The sequence below is a fragment of the Parashewanella curva genome (genome assembly GCF_003675895.1).
Taxonomy (GTDB): domain Bacteria; phylum Pseudomonadota; class Gammaproteobacteria; order Enterobacterales; family Shewanellaceae; genus Parashewanella; species Parashewanella curva.
Genome location: NZ_ML014761.1, coordinates 25,847 through 42,501, shown reverse-complemented (window position 1 = coordinate 42,501; position 16,655 = coordinate 25,847). Strand labels below are relative to the sequence as shown.

16 protein-coding genes are annotated in these 16,655 nt (G+C 41.9%); 11 read left to right on the top strand and 5 right to left on the bottom strand.

Annotated elements, in window-relative coordinates; genetic code table 11:
* Positions 1 to 173: 173 nt before the first annotated feature.
* The 4 genes from D5018_RS05455 to D5018_RS05440 all read left to right on the top strand — a co-directional run bounded on the left by D5018_RS05455 (position 174) and on the right by D5018_RS05440 (position 4,971).
* Positions 174 to 1,481, top strand: a complete 1,308-nt coding sequence (locus D5018_RS05455) for an amidohydrolase (RefSeq protein ID WP_207819225.1) — start codon at positions 174 to 176, stop codon at positions 1,479 to 1,481.
* A gap of 11 nt (positions 1,482 to 1,492) precedes the next feature.
* Positions 1,493 to 2,824 carry a M16 family metallopeptidase gene (locus D5018_RS05450; RefSeq protein WP_121837995.1) on the top strand — a complete coding sequence of 444 codons (1,332 nt, stop codon included), beginning with the start codon at positions 1,493 to 1,495 and terminating at the stop codon, positions 2,822 to 2,824.
* Entirely contained in the window at positions 2,821 to 4,272 is a 1,452-nt protein-coding gene (locus D5018_RS05445; protein WP_121837994.1) for a M16 family metallopeptidase, read from the top strand. The genes D5018_RS05450 and D5018_RS05445 overlap by 4 nt, the downstream gene beginning before the upstream one ends.
* 240 nt (positions 4,273 to 4,512) lie before the next feature.
* Positions 4,513 to 4,971: a hypothetical protein gene (locus tag D5018_RS05440; RefSeq protein ID WP_121837993.1), complete on the top strand. Its 459-nt coding sequence runs from the start codon at positions 4,513 to 4,515 to the stop codon at positions 4,969 to 4,971.
* A gap of 14 nt (positions 4,972 to 4,985) precedes the next feature.
* Here D5018_RS05440 and trmL read toward each other — a convergent pair whose 3' ends face one another.
* A complete protein-coding gene (gene trmL / locus D5018_RS05435; RefSeq protein WP_121837992.1) occupies positions 4,986 to 5,450 on the bottom strand; it encodes a tRNA (uridine(34)/cytosine(34)/5-carboxymethylaminomethyluridine(34)-2'-O)-methyltransferase TrmL in 465 nt (154 codons plus the stop codon).
* A gap of 183 nt (positions 5,451 to 5,633) precedes the next feature.
* On the opposite strand from trmL, the gene D5018_RS05430 reads away from it, so the two are divergent.
* Positions 5,634 to 6,008, top strand: coding sequence for a hypothetical protein (locus tag D5018_RS05430; RefSeq protein ID WP_121837991.1), 375 nt, complete (start codon positions 5,634 to 5,636; stop codon positions 6,006 to 6,008).
* 341 nt (positions 6,009 to 6,349) lie between these two features.
* Positions 6,350 to 6,682: a hypothetical protein gene (locus D5018_RS05425; protein WP_121837990.1), complete on the top strand. Its 333-nt coding sequence runs from the start codon at positions 6,350 to 6,352 to the stop codon at positions 6,680 to 6,682.
* 30 nt (positions 6,683 to 6,712) lie between these two features.
* Here D5018_RS05425 and D5018_RS05420 read toward each other — a convergent pair whose 3' ends face one another.
* Positions 6,713 to 7,705 (bottom strand): alpha/beta fold hydrolase, encoded by a 993-nt coding sequence (locus tag D5018_RS05420; protein ID WP_121837989.1) that lies wholly within the window; start codon positions 7,703 to 7,705, stop codon positions 6,713 to 6,715.
* Positions 7,706 to 7,723: 18 nt separating this feature from the next.
* On the bottom strand, positions 7,724 to 9,541 hold the full coding sequence (locus D5018_RS05415; protein WP_121838047.1) for a DUF885 domain-containing protein: 1,818 nt from the start codon (positions 9,539 to 9,541) through the stop codon (positions 7,724 to 7,726).
* Positions 9,542 to 9,799: 258 nt separating this feature from the next.
* Here D5018_RS05415 and add point away from each other — a divergent pair, with 258 nt between their 5' ends.
* From add to D5018_RS05395, 4 genes are all read left to right on the top strand, one after another.
* Entirely contained in the window at positions 9,800 to 10,795 is a 996-nt protein-coding gene (gene add, locus D5018_RS05410) for an adenosine deaminase (protein WP_121837988.1), read from the top strand.
* Positions 10,796 to 10,864: 69 nt separating this feature from the next.
* Positions 10,865 to 11,371 carry a hypothetical protein gene (locus D5018_RS05405; RefSeq protein WP_121837987.1) on the top strand — a complete coding sequence of 169 codons (507 nt, stop codon included), beginning with the start codon at positions 10,865 to 10,867 and terminating at the stop codon, positions 11,369 to 11,371.
* 270 nt (positions 11,372 to 11,641) lie between these two features.
* Positions 11,642 to 12,154 carry a hypothetical protein gene (locus D5018_RS05400; RefSeq protein WP_133309237.1) on the top strand — a complete coding sequence of 171 codons (513 nt, stop codon included), beginning with the start codon at positions 11,642 to 11,644 and terminating at the stop codon, positions 12,152 to 12,154.
* Between the two features lie 234 nt (positions 12,155 to 12,388).
* Positions 12,389 to 13,972, top strand: coding sequence for a methyl-accepting chemotaxis protein (locus tag D5018_RS05395; RefSeq protein ID WP_121837985.1), 1,584 nt, complete (start codon positions 12,389 to 12,391; stop codon positions 13,970 to 13,972).
* 307 nt (positions 13,973 to 14,279) lie between these two features.
* On the opposite strand, the gene D5018_RS05390 is transcribed toward D5018_RS05395, so the two are convergent.
* A complete protein-coding gene (locus tag D5018_RS05390; protein WP_121837984.1) occupies positions 14,280 to 14,705 on the bottom strand; it encodes a hypothetical protein in 426 nt (141 codons plus the stop codon).
* Positions 14,706 to 14,749: 44 nt separating this feature from the next.
* The gene (locus D5018_RS05385; protein ID WP_121837983.1) at positions 14,750 to 15,955 is read right to left on the bottom strand and encodes a hypothetical protein; all 1,206 of its coding nucleotides are present in this window, start codon (positions 15,953 to 15,955) and stop codon (positions 14,750 to 14,752) included.
* Between the two features lie 384 nt (positions 15,956 to 16,339).
* Between D5018_RS05385 and rpsJ the strand changes: the two genes are divergently transcribed.
* Positions 16,340 to 16,651 (top strand): 30S ribosomal protein S10, encoded by a 312-nt coding sequence (gene rpsJ, locus D5018_RS05380; RefSeq protein WP_011070616.1) that lies wholly within the window; start codon positions 16,340 to 16,342, stop codon positions 16,649 to 16,651.
* The last annotated feature ends 4 nt before the right edge of the window (positions 16,652 to 16,655 follow it).

The following is a 16,655-nucleotide window of genomic DNA, read 5'->3' as shown; positions in this document are numbered from 1 at the left end:
TTTTGTACGGCAATGAATTTTGTTTTGGATGAAAAAAGATTAACTCCAATATTAGATTGTGGAAATATTCCATCGCTCATTGTTGTTAACAATTAGTTTCAATATTGTTTATTTTAAGCGTTAACAATTATGATAAAGCTCTGTAGTATATGGCAAAAAAAGAGAATCTGCCTATGACTACTCGATTCAAATCTACATTATTCTTAACCGCATTATCTACCTTTGGTATTCTTGTTAGCCCGAGTGTGACTGCAAATACGGCTAAGCAATTAACTCAACAAATCGAATCCAAAGTGATCGAGCTACGTCGACAACTTCATCAACATCCTGAATTATCTAATCGTGAATTCAAAACCAGTCAGCTTGTGGCAAAAGAACTTCAAGCGTTGGGGCTAGAGATACAAACCAACATTGCTCATACAGGTGTAGTAGCGATGCTTAAAGGGGGTAAGCCGGGACCACTGATTGCGCTTCGTGCCGATATGGATGCCTTGCCAGTGACTGAACAAGTTGATATTCCATTTGCATCGAAGGCAACAGCTGAATATCGTGGCCAAAAAGTGGGAGTGATGCACGCTTGTGGTCACGACACTCATGTGGCTATGCTGCTGGGTGTAGCTCACAACTTGGTGAAGATAAAAGACCAATTAGCCGGTGATGTGATGTTTATCTTCCAGCCTGCTGAAGAGGGCGCCCCTGAAGGAGAGGAAGGTGGTGCTGAGTTAATGCTTAAAGAAGGGCTATTTGCTGAGCGCAAGCCTGAAAAAGTATTAGGGCTTCATGTTACCTCAAGTATGCATACTGGGACGATAGCACTAAGAAGTGGCCCTGCCATGGCAAGCGAAGATTCATTCACGATTAAGGTCAAAGGCAAGCAAACTCACGGCTCTCGCCCATGGCAAGGTGTTGACCCGATTGTGGCTTCAGCGCAGGTGATCAATAGCGTGCAAACCATCATCAGCCGTCAAGTCGATGTAACTAAAGCCCCAGCGGTAGTGAGCTTTGGAGCCATTAATGGGGGCATTCGCAGCAATATTATCCCAGATGAAGTTGAGCTCATTGGCACTATTCGCACCTTTGATCAAGATATGCGTGGTGATATTAAAAAGCGTTTGCCTGAAATCGCCAACCTGTCAGCACAGACACTCGGAGCGAAAGCAGAGACTAAAATCCAGCACGGATACCCAGTGACGGTTAATAACCCTGAACTGGTTAAGCAAATGCGTCCAGTGTTGGAGAGTGTGGTCGGTAAAGGCAATTTGATAGAACCAAGTCTTATTACGGGGGCTGAAGATTTCTCATATTATGCGCTAGAGACTCCGGGACTGTTTTTCTTTTTAGGCGTGACTCCCAAAGATCAAGACTTATCAAAAGTGGCAGCAAACCACTCGCCCAATTTTTATGTGGATGAATCCGCGTTGAAATTAGGTGTTGAAGCCATGACCCGTTTGGCCATGGTAAATTTAACTAGTAAAGAGTAATAGGTATCAAGATGAAACGACAATTGAGTGCGCTCGCATTATCGCTCAGTATGCTGTTTGCCTCGACTACGGCATCAGCAACGACGGCTGATGATGTAAAGAGCTTCACCCTAGATAATGGTATGAAGATCATGGTGCTTGAGGATGATTCTATCCCAAATGCCAATATGTACTTGTTCTGGAAAGTAGGCTCTCGAAATGAAGTTCCGGGTATCACCGGGATTTCACATTTCTTTGAACACATGATGTTCAACGGGGCTAAAAAGTACGGCCCTAAGATGTTCGACCGCACCATGGAAGCTAATGGTGGGGCAAACAATGCTTACACCACAGAAGATCTTACGGTTTATACCGATTGGTTCCCTGCAAGTTCAATCGAAACTATTTTTGATTTAGAAGCCGATCGTATTGCTCATCTCGATATCAATCCAAAAATGGTGGAAAGTGAGCGAAACGTTGTTGCGTCAGAGCGTAGAACCGGTCTGGAAAACTCCAACTGGCGTGCGCTACAAGGTCCACTTAAAAGTGTTGCCTTTAGTGCTCATCCATATTCTTGGCCTGTGATTGGCTGGGAGTCTGATATTCATGCATGGACGCTTGAAGATTTAGTTAAGTATCACAAAACTTACTATGCTCCGAACAATGCGGTTGTGGTTATTGCAGGTGACGTAAAGTTAGATAATGTGAAGCGTCTTGCAAACAAATACTTTGCCCCAATCCCAGCACAAACTCCGCCAGCAAAAGTGCGTACGGTTGAACCGAAACAAACAGGCGAACGCCGCTTGTTTGTGAAAAAGGCTTCGGTCAGTACGCCAAATGTGATGCTGGCTTACCATACGCCAAATGCGAAATCTGAAGATCACTACGCACTGGACATTTTATCTTCAATTTTAAGTGAGGGTAAAAGTTCTCGCCTTTATAAGGGCTTAGTAGATAAGCAAATTGCACTCGGTGCCGATACTTACTTGCCAACTTCTTTCGATCCTAACCTTTTCTATGTCTATGGCATCGCTGCTCCAGGTGTGTCTGAGCACAAGTTAGAGCGTGCATTGATTACTCAAATGGATGACATTGCTAAAAATGGCGTGACTCAAAAAGAGCTTGAAAAAGTGAAGAACATGAAATTAATGGAGTTTTATCAAACATTAGAAACCATTAATGGTAAGGCCAATACCATTGGCACTTATGAGGTGTATTTTGGCAGTTATAAAAAACTGTTTGATGCGCCCAAACTGTATAGCAAAGTAACGCCTGCTGACATTCAGCGCGTGGCGAAAACCTATTTGATCAAGTCGAATCGCACGGTGGGTGTATTAGCGGCGAAAGAGGAGAGCAACAAATGATATATTCGCCATTAACAAAAGCCTGTGTGATGGCTTTAACCGTTGGAAGTATAGTGCTAACTGGCTGTAAATCTACCACTGATACTCATTCGCAAGCACAAGTTGTCGCAGAGACGAGCAGTAGCTTCTCAATGCCAAAGTACGAAAAATACCAAATGGCTAACGGCTTAACTGTGTATTTGATGCAGCGAAAAGAAGTGCCTTTGATCACCCTTAATGCGGTAGTTCGCGCTGGTAGTGTTAACGATGCCATTTCCGGTGAAGCTGGAATGACGGCTGAAGCACTGGTGCTAGGTGCGGGCAATCAAAGCAAAACTCAAATTGAAAATGCAGTCGACTTCTTAGGGGCAAGTTTAGGCACGGGAGCCGGTCGTGAAGGCAGTTCGGTCAACAGTAGCTTTATGGCAAAAGACATGAACACCATGTTGCCTATCTTTACCTCTGTACTGACTCAACCAAAATTTGACAGTGTTGAATTTGCCAAAATGAAGAAGCAGCAAATTGCGGGCCTTGCTCAAGCAAAAGAAAGCCCACGTAATGTGATTGGCAGCTATTTCAATAAGTTTATGTTTGGCAATCAGCCTTATGGTAATCCAACATCTGGTGATCGCAATAGCCTGAAAAAAATCAATGTCGCAACCTTAAAGCGTTTTTATCAGCAATATTACCAGCCGAGTAATACCGCGATTACTGTCGTAGGCGATTTTAATATTGCCCAGATGAAAGCTCAGCTGAACCAAGCACTAGGAGGATGGAAGAATACACACTCTATCAGCCAACCAGACTTAAGCGCTAATCTGACAAGTTACAATAGCAGCCGCGTATTATTGGTGAATAAGGGCGATGCCATTGAAACTCGTTTCTTGATTGGTGGTAAAGGGGTCGCGTTTGATAACCCTGACTCTGTTGCCATTAGCGTCGTGAACACCATTTTGGGTGGGCGTTTCACCTCATGGCTGAATGATGAGTTGCGCGTAAACGCAGGTTTGACTTATGGAGCCGGTTCAGGGTTTAGTGAGTATTCAAAGGCAGGATTATTCCGTATTAGCTCATTTACCAAAACCTCGACCACCAAAGAAGCCATTGATTTAGCGTTAAAAACTTATGATCGCCTATGGTCACAAGGCATTGATGCCGCAACACTGAAATCGGCAAAAGCCTATGTAAAAGGACAGTTTCCACCCGACTTTGAAACTAACGGCCAATTAGCAGGCTTGCTTGGAAATATGTACCTTTACGGGGTTGGTGACAGTTACATCAATGACTTTGAAAACAAGGTAAACAGCCTAACTGTTGCCGAGACCAAACGCATTATTGATACTTACTTCCCTCGTGAGCATTTGCAGTTTGTGTTAGTGGGTAATGCGGCTAAGATTGCACCTATTGTGGCTAAATATGGCAAAGTGACGCAAGTTGATATTAAAGCTGTAGGTTTTGATAGCAAATAATCAAATATTGCGATAAATATAAAAAGCTTAAACCCTAGGGTTTAAGCTTTTTACTACTGAAAAACCTCACCAAAAGTAATGTGGATATTTCCAGTAGATTACCTTTACTTAATCTTATGGAATTTATCGATAAAAAGCCTAATCTATATGGTGTAAGAGACTAATTTATAGACGGATTTATAACACTTCCTATTCATTATCTGCCCGTAAGTAGCCTCTCCTTATTGTTAGGAGGTTTTCATGAGTTTAGGTACAATCAAAGTTAAAAGTTTTCGAGCAAATAAGCTTGAGTTTCCTAATTTGGGTGATGTGGATCTCTCAAATGAAAGTAGTGGGCAATTAACTGTTAAGTGTAATGACACTGGCAAGATGCGAGTTTATTCAGTAAGAATAATTGATAACCGTGTCGACACCTTTAGCACAAGTCATTGGTCAAAATTTTTGTCATTTATTTCTTGTGGTCTATTTAAACTTAAAGCAGAAGCTAAAGTGTATCGTGGGCTGCAATCCTATTATGATACGCAGCGTGAACAGAAAGAAGCAATCAAAAAGTCACAGAATCAAAAAAACTCTAGTTTGTCTTCAAGACAATCAATTTTCGGGAGAACTCACGCTCAAGTATCATTTAGGCATCAAGCTGTTGAGCGGTCGTTGAACTCTTCTCTAGTGAAATCGTCTCCAGTAGATTCAAATGTGTGATTAAGGGGATTGGCTTAAACCGCCCCTTCATACCCCAATTGTCGCCATGCTTCATAGCAGATCACCGCAACGGAATTGGATAAATTTAGACTGCGGCTGCTAGGCACCATAGGAATACGCAAGCGCTGCTCTGTCGGTGTCGCTTCAATAATGTCCGCAGGTAGGCCACGCGTTTCAGGGCCAAACAACAACACATCGTCTTTTTCAAACCTCAGCTCTGAGTGAGGGCGGCTACCTTTGGTGGTGCAAGCCATAATGCGCTTGCCTTTTACCGCGTCTAAAAATGCGTCAAAGTTTTTATGACGGGTTACGTTGGTGAGATCTTTATAATCGAGTCCTGCACGACGCAGTTTCTTTTCTTCAAAATCAAAACCCAGTGGTTCAATAAGGTGCAGATGTGTTCCTGTATTGGCACAAAGGCGAATGATGTTGCCAGTATTAGGGGCGATTTCTGGTTCATATAAGGCGATATGAAACATACAACTTCCTAGATTTGAAGAAAAAAAAGCATTTTACACCATTGTCGTTTACCTGACATCTGTAATACCAATTTGAATGCAAATTGGTATTAGCTGCATTCACAACCACTTTACTATTAAGTTTCTATACAGGACAACTTGACGAATATAGAGTGTATACAATGAGATATTAGAGGTGTCACCATGGCAGTTTCTAGCGTTGAAACTGGCGGAAAAGTACAACTTCCTGATGGATGGAAACGCTCTGGTAAAGACCCTGTATTGATTTGGGATTATAACAATCAAAGAATATATAGTATTCGAGGAAATTTACGAATTGTAGGTTCTCAAATTCGATTTTTAAGTCAACGACTTGGGAGCAACGACACAACCTTAAAGATTTATGATGTCTACGAAGACGGCATAGTAAGCTATAAAACACAAAGTGGCATTAATAAACAACGATCAAAAATACGATTAATTCGAAATGATAGTCGGTTTAGAGGGGGTGTTGCGTATTTCTTTGGTGTACAAGGGGGGCTAACGGCACGTTTAGGCTTGGAAGGGCACTTACTCTAAGGATATTGCAGATAGGTTTAATAATGAAGGCCAGCGTTTTTTTACCGTTGTTATTGATGAAACTAACTCAACTGTAGATAGGTTCGAAGGGCTTGATTGTCTGAGGGAAGTTGGTCAGTTGCAAATTGGGGAAAAAGTAGGAAATCCAGTTAAAACTCTTCTTTAAACAGTCAAAAAGTATTGATTATCATACCTATGAAATAACACCAAAAGTCTCAAATGGAAAAATAGTCGGATATAACTTTAATGATACTGAGACCCTCCGAGATGACTTTAACCGATTAACACATCAGTCAAATCCAATTATTGATAGATTAGAAAAATATGCCGAGCTAAGGTTTGTGCCGCAAGAAAACCCTCAAACAAAATTTCTTACCATTGGATATAGTGATAAGCGAGGTGGTTTAGGGGTTGATGACCGAGTTCCTGAATTTGATATAGATGCTCGAATTTTTCCTATCTGCAACGTTAATGTTGATACCGGTGAAGAAATGGTTCGAATCGTTCAAGTTGAAGTTTGTTCCCATAAAAGGAATTATGGGTTGGACGTAAGGGTCAAAGATTTAACGGATTATGTCTCTACCGCAGAAGAGCTTGATGCTGTTTCAGTATCAGAGCAATTGTTAGAGGAATACATCAAAGATAAATATCTAGCTTTATTAGGGCAGAATTAAAATGGATAGGTTTGTATTTTCCTAAGCCCTTTAGAGTACAGATTGGTGTTTCATGGGAAGTGGACGATTGTGATGTTTCTCAAAAAAATTCAATGTCGCGTCGAGTACTTGTGAACGAATGGTGTCGTTTTCTACAAACAACTCGTGCTTGGCTTCTTTAAAACTTTGCATTTCACCTAAGCCGATATGCTTCATTGATTTGTAGTACTTATCAATTTTATGGTTGTCGACAATGGTATCCGCTTCGGCTTTTAATAATAGAATCGGAACCCTCATTCCTGCAATGGCTGGCCAGCAGCGATCCGCGGCGTGTAGTGCTTCTAATAACCAGCGGTTAGTTGGAGAGCCTAGCTGAACTGTGGGGCGTTGCCGATAAAGATTATGAAAGGCTTGGTAACGAGATTGGCTAGAAGTCAGTTTGTTATTGTGAAAAGGCTTAAATCGAAAGTCGCGTCCACCCAAAATATACCGAGGTCGCTTCAAAGAGTCCAAACAACCCGCTAACCAATCCACTAATCCTCTTGGCAACGGTAAGTTTACGCCAAACATGGGGGCTGAAAACACGGCCGCCGTAAAGGTTTGTGTATGAAACTGCATATACAATGCTGCAATGGCACAGCCCATAGAGTGAGCTAAGCAAAACAATTTTTCGTGTTGTTTCGGTTTAACCACTCGTTCGATAAAGGCATCAAAATCATCAATGTAATCGTCGAATTTATCGACATGTCCCATATGTGGATTCTTGGTTAAGCGCGATGACAAGCCCTGACCGCGATGATCCAAACAATAGACTGAATAGCCTTGTTGATATAGGTCGTAAATCAGCTCTTTGTATTTTTCATAACATTCAATACGTCCAGAACTGATCACTATCGCTTTAGTTGTGTGTGGCTGCAATAATTGACAATACGCCAGTGTTACATTGGCGCTAATGGGTAACAGACCATGCTCCACCTGCTCCCATAGGGCTTGTTGCTCTGGAGTGTGGATTGCGTGCTCACTGGAGTATTGCCGTGTTGTCATTGGGTGGATCAATGTCCTTTAATTTTTGGCTTGCTGCTGAGCAATAAAATCGTCAATTTGTTGGTCTAGGATCGGTAAAGTTACAGAGCCTTGCGCTAAAATTGCATCATGGAAGGCGCGAATATCAAATTGTTGTCCCAATGCTTGCTCGGCTTTCTTACGCAACCGCTTAATGGTTAGTTCTCCAATTTTATAAGATAAGGCTTGTCCTGGCCATGAAATATAGCGATCCACTTCGGTTGTAATATTGTGCAATGACAGTGCCGAGTTCTTTGCCATGTAATCGATAGCTTGTTGTCGAGTCCAGCCTTGAGCATGAATACCTGTATCGACTACCAAGCGAGTTGCACGCCACATTTCATAAGTTAAGCGGCCGAAATTATCGTAAGGAGTACGATACATGCCTGCTTCTAGCCCTAAATACTCTGAGTATAGCCCCCAACCTTCACCAAAAGCTGAGATGTAACTGTAACGACGAAAGTTAGGTAATGAGTCTAGCTCTTTATTTAGCGAAATCTGTAAATGATGTCCCGGTACCGCTTCGTGTAATGTCAATGCCGTCAGTTCATAAAGAGGTCGCTTATTTAAGGCATAGGTATTTACCCAATAATAGCCGGGTTGATCGTCACGATTGGAGCCAGAGTAGCGTCCAGTGGTGTACTTAGGGGCAATTTCTGCTGGCACTGGCATTATGCCATAAGGGGTACGAGGTAATTTACCAAAATATTTTGGCAACATTGCATCAGCTTTTTTGGCAATAAAGCTGGCATCTTTTAACAGTTCTTCTGCTGTTTTTGGGTAAAACTTAGGATCGGTTCGCAGATAATGAAGAAATTCAGCAAAACTCCCTTTAAATCCCGTTTGTTTCATCACTTGCTGCATTTCATTGCGAATACGTGCGACTTCTTTAAGGCCTATCTGATGCACCTTTTTTGAAGTCATCGGCAAAGTCGTGTAGTAACGTACTCGGTTTTCGTAAAAGGCTTTACCATCGGGTAAATCATAAGCGGCGATGCTGGTGCGGCTATTTGGAATGTAAGTTTTGGTCATGAAGTTATAAAACTTCTGATAACTTGGCAATACGTCTTGGTTAACAGCTTGCAGCCCTTGCTGCTTTAGCTCGGCTTTTAATGCCGCCGAGAAATGCTCAGGAAATTGAGTGAAAGGCTTAAAGTAACCACTTTTTTGCACGGGTACAATAAAGGCTGAAATGCTGTCTTCAAAACCTTTTAAGGTTACTTTCGGTGGTGTAATGCCCGATTTAACCCCTTGAGTCAGCCAATACGTTTGCTGCTTAAAATACTTTGGCAGCGCATGGAGTTGCGACAAGTAATTTCGGTAATCTTGTTCTGTCTTAAAACGTCCCTTGCTGATGCTGGCGATATAGGCATGAAAGCCACTTTCTGCGGTGATGGGAACGTATTGGGCATGGAAATGATACATATCCACACTGTTTTGTAATTGGTATTGAAGCAGTTGAGCATTGATCTTTTGCTGCTTATTTAAAGCAGCGATGTCTAATGCTTTAAGTTGCGCTAACAGTTGTTCACGACGCTGATTGATCTGCGAAAGGTGAGTGGGTGACAAATCATCAAGTTTACCTTGCTGGCTTTTGTCTCCCATAGAAGCTGCAAGCTGAGCACTAGCATCCAGTTTGATTTGCCAGTCTTGATCAATATACGTTTGTAGTGAAGAAGTGTGCTTGGGCTCTTGAGCTTTGGATATTTCTGGCGCACTCGATTTGTATTTTTTTACATAGGCATCTGAGAATGTGGAGTTGAGAGTACAGCCACTCAGAAACAAACTAACGGCAACGGTGGCGAATAGATATCGCATGAGATCATCCAAGTTTTTCATGATTTGTTGGCGATTATGCCACTAACTCATTTATACTCAAGCCTAACAGCTTTACATAGATTGCGTTTTGCTTCTGACGTTGTGGGCTTATCTCTTTGATGGTTAACTAAATACTTTCCTTACACGCAGTTATCCAACCTAGCTCACACATTTGCTCAAAAGTGAATGCCAATATTGGCTCAGTTGGTAGACTCCGCTGCCAATTTATGGCTATTGGGGCGCAGATAGGGAGACACCATGATAAATAACACCATTCCGTTAGTGGATTTACATCGTCATTTAGATGGCAATGTAAGAGTGAACACGATTTGGGAGTTAGGGCACCAACACGGTATTGCTCTACCTGCAGATAGCCTTGAAACGCTTGCCCCTTTTGTTCAAATTCAAGGTAAAGAAAGTGACTTACTCGGCTTTTTAAAAAAGTTGGATTGGATGGTTGCCGTATTAGCTGATTTAGATGCCGTTAAACGCGTGGCGTATGAAAATGTTGCAGATGCGGCTGAATCTGGTTTGGACTACGCAGAACTGAGGTTTAGTCCATACTACATGGCTATGACTAACAAACTGTCGGTTGAAGGTGTGGTTGAAGCCGTCATTGATGGTGTTATAGCAGGGCTTAAGGACTTCGACACTCGAATTAATCTGATTGGGATCATGTCTCGTTCATTTGGTGTAGAAGCCTGTCAGCAAGAGCTTAATGCTTTACTGGCTCATAAGCAGCACTTGGTCGGTATGGACTTAGCGGGTGATGAACTCGGCTTCCCTGGCGATTTATTTAAGGAGCATTTCAAGCAAGTACGTGATGCGGACTTAAATATTACGGTTCATGCCGGTGAAGCGGCAGGTAGCGAAAGCATGTGGCAGGCGATCACCGAACTTGGCGCTACTCGAATTGGACATGGTGTTAAGGCCATACATGATCCTAAGCTTATGGACTATTTAGCCAAGTATAGAATTGGTATTGAATCATGCCCGACCAGTAATTTACATACCTCTACCGTGTCTCATTATTCTGAACACCCGTTTATTCAGTTCTTAGATCACGATATCTGTATTGGGCTTAATACTGATGATCCTGGTGTCAGTAATATTGATATTAAGCACGAGTATCATGTAGCGGAGCAAGAGCTTGGGTTAACAGCAGCCCAGCTGGAACAAGCTCAACGAAATGGTGTAGAGATGGCTTTCTTGTCTGATTCTGAACGCAAAGAATTATATCAAGCCAAACAATAATATTCTGAACTCCTCCAGCAAAATGGCTGATTGTTTTCTACAATAGTTAGCATCAGCCAAGGAGGGGTTATGAATCATCATCGAGGTATGTCTAATAGCAAAATCTTAGTACTCGTTGCAGGCATTGTGTTGATCCTGTTGATTTTATTGGTAACCGTAAACCAAGAAAAGAAAATGGAAGCACTAAAGGCGAATCATCAGCACGCGCTGACTGATATTGTGGTGGCCATAAAGCACGTAAATGAAGTGGTGTTAGGGCCAGAGCCTACCGGTAATTTTGGGATCCATCATGATTATTTTGGTGATGTGTCATTAGATTTGGTGAATGGTAAGCTTCGAGCTACCACTTCTTCACTTGAAAATGGGTTAGACATTGCCCGAAAGCTCTTAGTCCTGCCTCACATCAAAAAAATCGATTGGCAGATGATACCTTCAAAGACTGCATCATTGGGCGCACATCAAATTAAGCTCATTCCAAGAGGGGCTGGAGCAAATTGTTATTTGCTCTATACCGAAGCAGGTACTAGTAGCCATCCCCGAGCACCGCAATATATCATCGTCAATAATGGATGCTGAACCTCAGCTGACATTGTCTAGCGTTGCACTTTCTTGTTGATACAGAGTTAGGTAAAACAACCAAAACTCTGATTTTAGGGCGTGTTGATCTTTCGTGTTTATTTTTGCAGTCTTCGATGTTTATGAGCACTTCCTGTTTTTTATTGTGAGCAGCTTACTTAGATGGCGAAGCTTCACTGCTCACGCCATGAACAGATAAGTGCTCAAATAGCACAAAATTTAATCCTGAAAGATCAACATGCCCTAGACTCATCAAACATGAGGTGCGCTATGAAGAATAAATATGGAACAGGGCAATCTAAAACCACAGGGTTAATACTCGTTTTGGGGATTGCAGTTGTGGCGGGAGTGATCATCAGTCAAAAATCTACAAACGAACAAGTAGCTAAAGAAACCCACGCTAAAGCGATAGCTTCATTAGAAATCGCCTTAGAGCATGCGAATAGTATTATTCATAAGAATGCGGAAGAGAATCAGGTAACCACTGGTAAAGCTGATATCACCATTAATTCAATTCCTGTTTCATTAGTTAATGGTTTTTTAAAAGCCAGTCGCTCCTCGTTAGAAAATGGGCTTAATATTGCCTATAACGCCAAGCAAAGTATATACAGTGCCGCTTCTAATTGGAGTATGGATGTACTGGATGTGCAAGGCAATGTTCCTGGGCAAGTGAAAATTTATGCTTCAAATGCTCCAAAAAATTGTTATTTAATTTACACCGAAGCAGGTACACTCGGTTCACCTAAACGACCCAGTGAGTCTATTGTAAATTCGGGCTGTTAGTTACAAATTTTGAGTTGTTATATTGACTATGTAAAGAGCGATCTGTGTCCATATTACAATGTTTGCGCGTACGGTGAGTGTCGATATAACAGCGATTTGAGCTTTTGATTGTACGAACAATTTTTAATTGATCTAAGTCATTAAAAACTGAATTTTAAGTTAGTGTAAGCTACTAAGTTTTGTATGGTTTTACTTGTGATTAGTGCACAGGTTCGAGTGCACTGAATGGAATCAATGACAAGTAAAAAAGTGCTTCACTTGAAAAGCTCATCAATCGTTCATTCACAGGAAGTTGAATACCCTTCTCATTATAAACTGCTCTCAACAACCGATCTTGATAGTCGTATTACCTATGCTAATCAAGATTTTGTCGCTGTGAGCGGTTACAGCTATGAGGAATTGATAGATAAGCCTCATAGCATCGTTCGACATTCAGATATGCCAAAGAAAGCATTTGAAAATATGTGGCTAACGATTAAAGAAGGCCATAATTGGATGGGAATGGTTAAAAATCGCTGCAAAAATGGTGATTACTATTGGGTTAATGCCTTCGTTAGTCCTGTTAAACAGCAAGGGAAAACGGTTGAATATCAATCGGTGAGGACACAACTTGAGCCAGAGTTAAAAAAACGTGCCGCAGAGTGTTATCAAAAATTACAAAAAGGGAGCGTATCACTGCCACAATGGTCACTATCTCTTGTGCACAAAATAGGGCTCATCTGGGGGATGAGCTTGTTAATGGTCTTCGCTGGTTTATCGTCCAAGAGTGTTGTGATCCAATGGGGGATAAGTGGGCTTGGAGTTATTAGTGGGTTTATAGGCTTGTGGTGGTTAAAAGAGAGGCTTAAAGGACTCATGAAATTGAGCTCCGAAGTGCATGATAACAAAATCGGTCAATACCTCTATAGTGGCACAATTGATGAATTGTCTCATTTAGAGTTAAGCTTGAGAATGAGAAAAGCCGAAACCTTAGCCATTGTCGGTCGAATACAAGACAGTGGTGAAAAACTGCAAAAGTCGATTCTTGTTCAAGATGACCAAAACCAGCAAAACTTAACCAATCTGGCAGAGCAGAACGATAATTTGTCTCAAGTGGCAATGTCGGTTTGCCAAATGAGTGAAGCCATCAGTGAAGTGGCAGAAAACACCGTTGATACTGCAATGCATATAGAGGAAAGCATCGGAAAACTGGTTGATACCCAAACGGCATTGAGCATCTCCCAGGAGTCCAGCAACAAAATTACCCAGTTATTAGAGTGCTCGCAGTCTTCAATTGCGAATTTAGATGAGCTGTGTGGCAAAATTGACTCTGTGCTGAATGTGATAGACAGCCTTGCTGAACAGACTAATTTGTTGGCATTGAATGCAGCCATTGAAGCGGCACGGGCTGGGGAGGCCGGAAGAGGGTTTGCGGTAGTGGCCGATGAGGTCAGAATGCTAGCCAATCGCTCGCAGACTTCAGCCAAAGAAATTCAAGAAATCATTAATGGGCTAAAGCAAACGACAGCTGTGGCGGTAGCGCAAATGCAACACAGTCAGAGTATGATTTTGGAGAGCACTCAATCAGAAAAAGCATTAAAAGATACGCTACTCAAAATGAATACAGCCCTTAAGCAAGTGCATAATATGGGGCAGCAAACTGCAGTAGCGGCTGAGCAACAATCTCAAGCTATGTTGCAAGTGCAAGAAAATATGGATGCTATAAAACTTAATACAGAGGCACTGTTAGATAATATCGATAGTTCAGTCGAACTCAGCCAAGGTCTTACGGTGCAAAATGAACAGCAACAAGATCTCGTCGCCCAGTTTGATAGATAACCTAGCTTGATTATAAATCGCCCGTCAAAAAGGTGAGGGCGATTAGGGCGTGTTGATCTTCCTGGATTAAATTTTGTGCTATTTGAGCACTTTTCTGTTCAAGGCGTGAGCAGTGAAGCTTAGCCATCTAAGTAAACTGGTCACAACATAGAACAGAAAGTGCTCAAAAGCATCGAAGACAGCGTAAATTGGTCACTTCTGCTACGTTGTCGTTTGTTTCTGTGGGGCTGCCACACTTCACAAATTCCGCCTTGCATAAGATAACCAATTTCTCGCTGCAAAAACAATCACGAAAGGTCAACACGCCCTAATTGCGATATAACTTGGTTAAATGGGTATTTGAGTAGTTGGATGGTCTGGGCTTGTAACCTTGTTTATCCTTGGGTTTGGAAATTGAAAAGCGACGAACCAAAAGTTTATAGGGATCATTCTTGCTCTCGCTAAACAGTACCAAACACGAAATCCCTGCGTCTTTATTTGGCGCAATACCGTAATGTTGGGTTTTGATAAAAAAGCCAGGCCCACCTTGATGAAACCCCTTTAAATAGCGATTAAGTTCACTAACCACATCTCGAGTACTAGCCTCTGTTGTACATGTCGCTAATTGGTCAAATAACACTTCAAAGGCACCTTGGTGCCCTGTAGTGACAAAGGGACGAGCTTCACCATGAACATATCCATGAAATATATCTGGACATAAATTGTGAACATGTGAAGAAGTATTAATTGCCATAGTTAACTTTCCATCTCTTGCATAGTGAAAATAGCCCGAATGGTTTATTGTTCAGAATCAGCCGGAAGAATACTGAATGAATGACTTGTGGAACGTTCTCCTTCAGGCTCTGAATTCAACGGCGATATTGATGGCTTAGCAGATAACCCTTCTCGGACACTTAGTGATGGCTCTGGTTTTGAGGTTATAGACTCATCTTTCTCATCTGTAGAATATATATCTGGTAAGGGATGCCTGTTTTCAGTCTCTGCAATAGAAGGCGTTGGTTGGCTTTTCTCTGCGGTTATCGGTGTTAGCAACTCTGAAGAAGTTGATTTCGGTTGTGTTTGACTGATATTGAGTTTTGGCTGAACACGACTTTTCTGGCCAGCTTGATCTTTACTTCTAGCAATGACATTGCGTTGGCTAGGTTGTCCAGAGTGAGTTTTAGCTACTGTTCTGTGGCGAATTCTGCGTTTGGGTTTAGTATGAGTAGATGGTTGAGCTAAGTTACTAGCCTTGCTTTCACCGGCCAGTGTAGAAGGCGGTTCAGCGTCATTATTGGCCAGCGATGGTAGTGTAGCTTTAGAAACAGCACGTGAATGAACAGCAGATTCCGGTGGTGTTGGTGCCATAGGTTTATAGCTTGGTCGAATCTTAAAGGTTCCTGCACGAAAAGGACGTGGGTGTATGATCGGCGAGATCTTCGAAGGATTCTCATCTAGTTTTAATAAAACTGGAGCTCGAGTGAAACTTTTAGGTAGTAATATGAATTGAGCGTTAATAGGCGGCAAAATAGGCGCTTTAGTCTGTGTAGAACGAGGCTTGGTAATTGCAGCCAATAGTAACTGTTCAGCTGTGTGCTTCGTAAGGAAAAAGCGATAAACTTGGAGTTGTTTTTCTATTGTTGGAACGACAGAAACAGTAAAAGGATGTTGAAGAACACGATTCATCTCAAATGTACACTCCATTGCAAACGAAATGTCACTAGTCATTTGCAATTGAGTCAAAGTATCGACGAAAAATTGTTTTGATTTTGCATCAACTGAATTGGTGAGTTCGTTACAGGTCCTGCGTAGAATAGTAACCTTATACTGCATCCCAGAATAATGCTTTTTCCGTAATGGCAAATTAAGTGTATCTGGCATTTTATCACTATTTTCAGGTGTGCTCGAAGCCTGAATGTATGTCGATACTTTTTGGTCTCTGGGTAATGATGGATCGAGCCCATTAGGAAGTCGTTCCAATGTATTTGGTGCATCAACGGCCATACATATTTAGCTCAAGTGATTGTAAAACTAGCCGTCAACGCTAAACGAAATCAGCTGACTATAAACTGAATAGATGGCGTGATTAATCACTGGAACAAAATGCAAAAATCAGTATAATTGCCGCCATTGAGAAAGAGTTGCGTAATAAGTGATAAAAATGCAGATAAATTGCGCAGCTGGGTTGCTTTTAGCGGAAAGCTGAGTATAATGCACCCCTCGCTGAGATATTCAGCGTAAAAATAAGCATCAGTTCGTTGAAGCTGATGACTAAACAACAGCGATTCCGATTGGGAATCGAACGGTTAAATCATCTCGCTCTGCCTTCTATAAATGGAAGTTGCAAGAGGGTGATTTTTTATGTGTTCATTTTAGGAGCTCTGGTCAATGCAGAACCAAAGAATCCGTATCCGCTTGAAAGGATTTGATCATCGCTTAATTGATCAGTCTACTGCGGAAATCGTTGAAACTGCGAAGCGTACAGGCGCTCAGGTTCGTGGTCCAATTCCACTACCAACGCGCAAAGAGCGTTATACCGTTTTGATCTCTCCACACGTTAATAAAGATGCGCGTGATCAATATGAACTGCGCACTCACAAGCGTCTGGTAGACATCGTTGAGCCAACTGAAAAGACTGTTGATGCACTTATGCGTCTAGATCTTGCAGCTGGTGTCGATGTTCAGATTAGCTTGGGTTAATTGA

Bases quoted from the DNA above. Each gene is read 5' to 3' on its own strand.
- D5018_RS05390 (WP_121837984.1), bottom strand. From the start codon at position 14,705: ATGGCAATTAATACTTCTTCACATGTTCACAATTTATGTCCAGATATA.
- D5018_RS05415 (WP_121838047.1), bottom strand. From the start codon at position 9,541: ATGCGATATCTATTCGCCACCGTTGCCGTTAGTTTGTTTCTGAGTGGC.
- D5018_RS05455 (WP_207819225.1), top strand. From the start codon at position 174: ATGACTACTCGATTCAAATCTACATTATTCTTAACCGCATTATCTACC.
- D5018_RS05385 (WP_121837983.1), bottom strand. From the start codon at position 15,955: ATGGCCGTTGATGCACCAAATACATTGGAACGACTTCCTAATGGGCTC.
- add (WP_121837988.1), top strand. From the start codon at position 9,800: ATGATAAATAACACCATTCCGTTAGTGGATTTACATCGTCATTTAGAT.
- D5018_RS05450 (WP_121837995.1), top strand. From the start codon at position 1,493: ATGAAACGACAATTGAGTGCGCTCGCATTATCGCTCAGTATGCTGTTT.
- D5018_RS05395 (WP_121837985.1), top strand. From the start codon at position 12,389: ATGACAAGTAAAAAAGTGCTTCACTTGAAAAGCTCATCAATCGTTCAT.
- D5018_RS05430 (WP_121837991.1), top strand. From the start codon at position 5,634: ATGGCAGTTTCTAGCGTTGAAACTGGCGGAAAAGTACAACTTCCTGAT.
- D5018_RS05405 (WP_121837987.1), top strand. From the start codon at position 10,865: ATGAATCATCATCGAGGTATGTCTAATAGCAAAATCTTAGTACTCGTT.
- D5018_RS05440 (WP_121837993.1), top strand. From the start codon at position 4,513: ATGAGTTTAGGTACAATCAAAGTTAAAAGTTTTCGAGCAAATAAGCTT.
- rpsJ (WP_011070616.1), top strand. From the start codon at position 16,340: ATGCAGAACCAAAGAATCCGTATCCGCTTGAAAGGATTTGATCATCGC.
- D5018_RS05420 (WP_121837989.1), bottom strand. From the start codon at position 7,705: ATGACAACACGGCAATACTCCAGTGAGCACGCAATCCACACTCCAGAG.
- D5018_RS05400 (WP_133309237.1), top strand. From the start codon at position 11,642: ATGAAGAATAAATATGGAACAGGGCAATCTAAAACCACAGGGTTAATA.
- D5018_RS05445 (WP_121837994.1), top strand. From the start codon at position 2,821: ATGATATATTCGCCATTAACAAAAGCCTGTGTGATGGCTTTAACCGTT.
- trmL (WP_121837992.1), bottom strand. From the start codon at position 5,450: ATGTTTCATATCGCCTTATATGAACCAGAAATCGCCCCTAATACTGGC.